Source organism: Sulfitobacter sp. HI0129, assembly GCF_001635395.1.
Lineage (GTDB): Bacteria > Pseudomonadota > Alphaproteobacteria > Rhodobacterales > Rhodobacteraceae > Sulfitobacter.
Genome location: NZ_LWGH01000775.1, coordinates 1 through 390, shown reverse-complemented (window position 1 = coordinate 390; position 390 = coordinate 1). Strand labels below are relative to the sequence as shown.

General features: G+C 64.4%; 1 protein-coding gene. It reads right to left on the bottom strand.

The window, feature by feature from the left end; genetic code table 11:
* Positions 1–390 (bottom strand): alkaline phosphatase PhoX (locus tag A3764_RS18825; RefSeq protein WP_150122298.1); only part of this gene is annotated, 390 nt, incomplete at both ends.

Genomic DNA, 390 nt, shown 5'->3' with positions numbered 1-390 from the left:
CCGCCATGGGCGGCCATCTCGATATCCACGAACCTTGCCTGCATGTCGCCGAAATCCGCCTTGTCCTGCCGGGGGGGCAGGTCGGGGAACATCACCTCTTCGTTGGTATATTCGTGATTCACGCAGAGCAGGCCGCGCTTGCCGTCATCGCCCAGCGGCAGGAACCCCACGTAGTCGTTGTTGTAGCCGAACTGGCGCAGCTGCGCCTCCGGCGTTTGGTTCATGACGTCGAATTCGGGCGCGTCGGCGGTGACCGGATCGCCCCAGCGCAGCAGGATCTGCGCATCGTATCCTTCGGCGACGTGATGGGTCGTGTCGTTGCCCCATTGTACCTCGTCAAAGACGTAGCGGCTGGTGGGGGCAGCACCTGCCGGGGTGGGGGCGACCAGA